The following is a 4,858-nucleotide window of genomic DNA, read 5'->3' as shown; positions in this document are numbered from 1 at the left end:
ATCAGGAAGGCTTTGCCTATCATGACGGCAACGCCGAGCCACAGGGCTTCGGGCATATCTGCTTCTCGGTGCCGGACCTACATGCCGCCGTGGCTTGGTTCGACGCCAACCAGGTGGAGTTCAAGAAGCGCCCGCAAGACGGCAAGATGAAGGACGTCGCCTTCGTCAAGGATCCCGATGGCTACTGGATCGAGGTCGTTCAGCCCGAGCTTTCCAAAGGCCTGGGGCAGTAAGCGTTTACGTCGCCATGAGAACTCTAGAGATATCGTCAAACCCTGAATAAAGCTAAGCCTCGTTTGAAAAGTCGACGCGCGCTGGGCTGTAGAGAGTCCTGCATGATGGCCAGTGTCAGTAAAAATGGTGTTGGGCAAACTCGAAGATGGCGTCGGCATCGCGAGTGAGGATGGCTTCGACTAGATGGATATTCTCACGTCGTGCCCGATCCAGAAAGTCACGAAGATAGGTTTGGAGCCAAAGCAGAACATGGCATGGGTAGTCGACTGTTCGCACTAGGCGGATAGACGGGCGTTACCTGTTATCTCGATGATCGAATAACTGAGCTGGTTGTCGAGTTGGCGAGCACAGGAGAGGGCGTCGGTGATGTAGAAGGTATCAGGCCGTTGTTTGAGTTCGCGTGCCTGTTTCTCGTTGTGGCGTATAGCTGCCGTTCTTGCTACCAGATCTTTAATTAGGCACCGATAGTCGAAGCAGGTCATGAGCCTGGGAGTCTCATCGGTCAGTGTGCGCCGTGATATGCCGTGTCGGGCGAGGCGACATCGAGCTTTGTGACGAAGGTGCCCCTTCTTTCCTGGTACCGTTCTCATTAACGTGCAACGGTTAGCGTCGAATCTATGGCTGAGCGAGGAAAGTCGATCACGATGCACCTATTCGACAAGCGTGCGCAGTATCTCCATGAAGTTAATAGTTGTGGTGGTATCCGAGCGGCAGCCGAGCATTTGAATTTGAATCCCTCAGCTGTGAGCCGGCAAATTCGCGGTCTTGAGCGTGAGTTAGGCATTCCGCTGCTTGAGCGTCAGGGGCGACATGTGGTGGTGACGGAAGCTGGTCGATTGGTGATAGACCGTTTTCTCGATCAACGGCGTCAGCATTCCGAATTGATGGATACATTATCGCGAATGCGTAACCTGCAGGCAGGCAAGGTGGTGGTGTCCGTCGGGGATGGATTTGTCGATAGTTTCATTCAGTCCGTGATGCGACGAGTCGCAGCGCAGTATCCTGAGGTGATGATCGAGATTAAGACCGGCATTTACTATCCTCGAGAACCACATGAAATGGTCGCCAACGACGAGGTGGATATCGCCATTACCTATGGGCCTATCTCGGATCCACGCTTGATGGTGCATTCCTTCGAGCGCGGGCCTTTATGTGCTTTGGTGGCTGCCGATCATCCGCTAGCTGGGTGCGCGTCGGTAGAAGTGGCGGAACTTATCCGCCACAAGTTGATCTTTCTTCCCGATGTTTCGGGTTCTCAACAGTTCGTCAACGCACTGTTTCAAACTGCTGGATATCATCCGATGCCGGCGTACCGTTGCAACTTGCATTCGGTGTCACGACGAATGGCCAGTACCGGGATCGGAATTGCCTTCATGACAGCTGCTGCAGCGCACGAGGAAGTGACGTCGGGGATGCTTGAGGCGATTCCGATAGCACATCCAATGGCGGAACATAGCCAGGGAAACCTGGTACGACGAGCGGGCCGCCGATTGACTCCGGCGGCCGGTTACCTATGGAAGTTGATGATGACGATGCGCTGATTAGCTACCCGCCATCATGTAGATACCTGGGCCGATGGGCCAGCCCATAGCCAGCCAGAACATCAGGAAGGCGGTCCAGATGACCAAAAAGCCAAGAGCGAGTGGGAGCATGGTGGCGATCAGAGTACCCAGCCCCATATCAGGCTTATAGCGCTGCATATATACCAGTGCAACTGAGAAGTAGGGGCTCATCGGCGAAATAATGTTAGTGCTGGAGTCACCGATGCGGAACATGGCTTGTACGAAGGCAGGATCGAAATCGACTAGCATCAGCATGGGAACGAAGACTGGAGCCATCAATGCCCACTGAGCGGATCCACTGGTCATGAAGATGTTGAGAAAAGCGCTCATTATAATAAAGGCACCGACTAGCGGAAGCCCGGTAAAACCAGTGCTTTGTAGTATATTGGAGCCTTCTATAGCGATAAATTGCCCAAGTTCGGACCAACGAAAGTAGGCGATGAATTGTGAGATTGCGAAGAAAAGAACTAGTGTAGGGGCGAGTTCACGAGCAGCTTCCGCCATGCGCTGCGGGACATCTCGACTACTAGTAATTTTCCCTGTAGTGAGGCCATAAACGAGACCGATAAGAACGAAATAGCCAAACATAAGTGGCACGAGTGCCTCGAGAAAGGGAGATGGAATGAGGCCACCCTCTTCGTTGCGTAACGGAGAAGCATCGGGATACACGGCAATGCAGACCAAGATCACATAAGCCAGGGTTGCCAGTCCGACACGCTTGAGGCCAAGTTTTTCTGCTTCGGTCAGTTCGTGCGTTTCGATGTCGGTATTGAAATCCTTGCCCATCGGTAGAGTGCGCTTCAGCCTCGGTTCAACGACTTTGTCGACAATCAAAGTGCCAATGATGGCAAGGACAAATACCGAGCAAGCGACGAAGTAATAATTGTCGAGTGGTGAGACGTAGGCATCCGCGTCGACGAGCCGTGCCGCATCTGTACTGATACCGGCAAACAAGGCATCGCCTACAGTAATGAAGAGACTTGCGTCGAAACCTGCGCCGGCAGCTGCGTAAGCGGCGGCGGCGCCCGCAATAGGGTGACGCCCCACAGAGTAGTAGACCATGGCGGCCAGCGGGATGAGGATCAGATAGTTTGCATCCGAAGCTATGCTGCCACAAATCCCGGCGAGAAAGACGCAGAAGGTGAGCAGCGAGGAGGGCGCTTTTGCGACACTCACCTGCATCAGCGTTGACATTAACCCGACCTTATCGGCCAGGCCGATGCCGAACATGACGACGAGAATCAGCCCCAAAGGTGGGAAGTTAACGAAGTTGCTCACCATATTGGTCAGCATGTATTCGATGCCGTCTCCTGAAAGCAAGGCGCGCACATGGACTTCGGCATCAGTTTGAGGGTTGACTGCGTAAATGCCTAACGATGCCAGTAACGTGGATACGATGACCACTAGGCCGGCTAGTATCACGAAGAGGATGAAAGGATGAGGAAGTTTGTTTCCGACGCGTTCTATTGAAGAAAGTATCGCTTGCATATTGGTTTCGCCTTGTATGTTGTTGTTGGAAAATGGAGGACTCATATGATCAGGTATGTTCGAGTAATCCTTTGGCCAGTGCGACGAAAGTGCCGCTTGCTACGGGAAGAATGCTGTCGTTGAAGTCGTAGCGATCATTGTGCAAGTAGGCACTATCACCATTGCCGACGAAAAAAAAGCATCCAGGCACTTCCTGTAGGTAAAATGAAAAATCTTCAGCGCCCATTGTAGGCATGTAATCGATTTTCTCTGACTTCTCGCTGACACCATGCGCTTGAGCATAATGCAGTACCTGTTCGGCCCAGTGAGAGTCGTTGACGAGAGGAGGGACCTCATGCAAATGCTCCACATGATAGGTGGCGTTATGCGCTTCGCAGATACCATGAGTGAGCTGTTCGAGCTTACCAGCCAGCGCTTTACGCGAACTGGGCCGGTCACTGCGTATATTGACGGTGAGTTCGGCCCGTCCTGGGATGATGTTGGCGGCTTCGCCAGCATGAAAGGCGGCGACGGTGATGACGCCTGCTTCTAAGGGAGATTTATGTCGCCCGACCAAGCCTTGTAAGTGCTGTACAAGTGAGCTGCCCACGTAGATGGGATCGACAGCCAGATGCGGCATGGCCGCATGCCCCGAACAACCTTCGATGACAACGCGATAGGTGTCGTTGCCACCCATGGCTGGACCGGGTTTGACGAAAAGCAAACCTGCGGGAAAATTGGGACGATTGTGATAACCGAAAACCGCTGTGACTCGGGGATTATCGAGAACTCCAGCTTCGACCATGCGTGCCGCGCCGTTGCCCCCTTCCTCGCCGGGTTGAAAGATCAGCTTGAGGTGTCCGCACAGATTGTCTTTCATGCCGATGATGGCTTCTGCCGCCATCAAGAGCGTAGCGGTATGACCGTCATGGCCACAGGCGTGCATCAGCCCTTCATGTTCGGAACGATAATTGCTGTCGTTGGTCTCTTGAATAGGAAGAGCATCCATATCGGCTCTAAAGGCAATGACGGGCCCATCGCGCTCAGTGTCAAGTTCGGCGAGCACGCCGGTGCTGGCGATGCCCTCCGTCACCTTGTAGCCATAGCTTTTGAGCTTTTCAGCTACCAAGGCGGACGTGCGGTGTTCTTCGAATTTGAGTTCTGGATGCTGATGTATGTCCCGTCTTAGAGCCTTTGCGTTCTCGACCTGTTGCTGAGTGAACATGGTAATTCCTTGTTGTGATCTTCATAAGTGATATCGCTATTAAGTTAGACGAGCAGGTAAGGCATAAAGAAGATACTGAAAGGTTATCTTTGTTGCCTTCAAGGCAACAATTGGTTGGGCATGCTGGGTATTCAGGTTTATGCATTCATGCAGGTCCTCTCTTTGAACGACACTCATCTGAATCAGGCATATGTCCAGTGATGCCTCTCTTCCTAATGTGTAAGCCGTCTTAACGTATAAAAGCGGTGCTCGCCGGGCTACGTTGAAAGTGCGCAAGAGGCGCTTGATGCAGGAACCGTTTGTCTCGGGTAACGTCTGATAAATGTGGTTGGCAAGGAAACTCCCACCTTCTGGTAGAGACGCTCTATGA

At 52.8% G+C, this 4,858-nt stretch carries 5 protein-coding genes; 2 read left to right on the top strand and 3 right to left on the bottom strand.

Features of this window, described 5'->3' with window-relative positions:
• Nucleotides 1–233: VOC family protein (locus tag OP495_RS16510; RefSeq protein WP_280570804.1), on the top strand; the 233-nt coding region annotated here is incomplete at its 5' end.
• A 276-nt stretch (nucleotides 234–509) separates the two neighbouring features.
• Here the strand turns inward: OP495_RS16510 and OP495_RS16505 are convergent.
• Nucleotides 510–716, bottom strand: coding sequence for a hypothetical protein (locus OP495_RS16505; protein WP_280570802.1), 207 nt, complete (start codon nucleotides 714–716; stop codon nucleotides 510–512).
• A 162-nt stretch (nucleotides 717–878) separates the two neighbouring features.
• Here OP495_RS16505 and OP495_RS16500 point away from each other — a divergent pair, with 162 nt between their 5' ends.
• Entirely contained in the window at nucleotides 879–1,775 is an 897-nt protein-coding gene (locus tag OP495_RS16500; RefSeq protein WP_280570801.1) for a LysR family transcriptional regulator, read from the top strand.
• On the opposite strand, the gene OP495_RS16495 is transcribed toward OP495_RS16500, so the two are convergent.
• A complete protein-coding gene (locus tag OP495_RS16495) occupies nucleotides 1,776–3,284 on the bottom strand; it encodes an AbgT family transporter (RefSeq protein WP_280570799.1) in 1,509 nt (502 codons plus the stop codon). It abuts the gene before it with no gap.
• Between the two features lie 49 nt (nucleotides 3,285–3,333).
• Entirely contained in the window at nucleotides 3,334–4,488 is a 1,155-nt protein-coding gene (locus tag OP495_RS16490) for an amidohydrolase (protein ID WP_280570798.1), read from the bottom strand.
• Nucleotides 4,489–4,858 lie beyond the last annotated feature (370 nt).

The sequence above is a fragment of the Chromohalobacter sp. 296-RDG genome, from assembly GCF_029889885.1.
Classification (GTDB): domain Bacteria; phylum Pseudomonadota; class Gammaproteobacteria; order Pseudomonadales; family Halomonadaceae; genus Chromohalobacter.
Note: the sequence above shows the minus strand (reverse complement) of the source record. Positions and strands in the feature narration are given on the sequence as shown.

Coding starts and splice junctions, on each gene's coding strand:
- OP495_RS16500 (WP_280570801.1), top strand. CDS start 879: ATGCACCTATTCGACAAGCGTGCGCAGTATCTCCATGAAGTTAATAGT.
- OP495_RS16495 (WP_280570799.1), bottom strand. CDS start 3,284: ATGCAAGCGATACTTTCTTCAATAGAACGCGTCGGAAACAAACTTCCT.
- OP495_RS16505 (WP_280570802.1), bottom strand. CDS start 716: ATGACCTGCTTCGACTATCGGTGCCTAATTAAAGATCTGGTAGCAAGA.
- OP495_RS16490 (WP_280570798.1), bottom strand. CDS start 4,488: ATGTTCACTCAGCAACAGGTCGAGAACGCAAAGGCTCTAAGACGGGAC.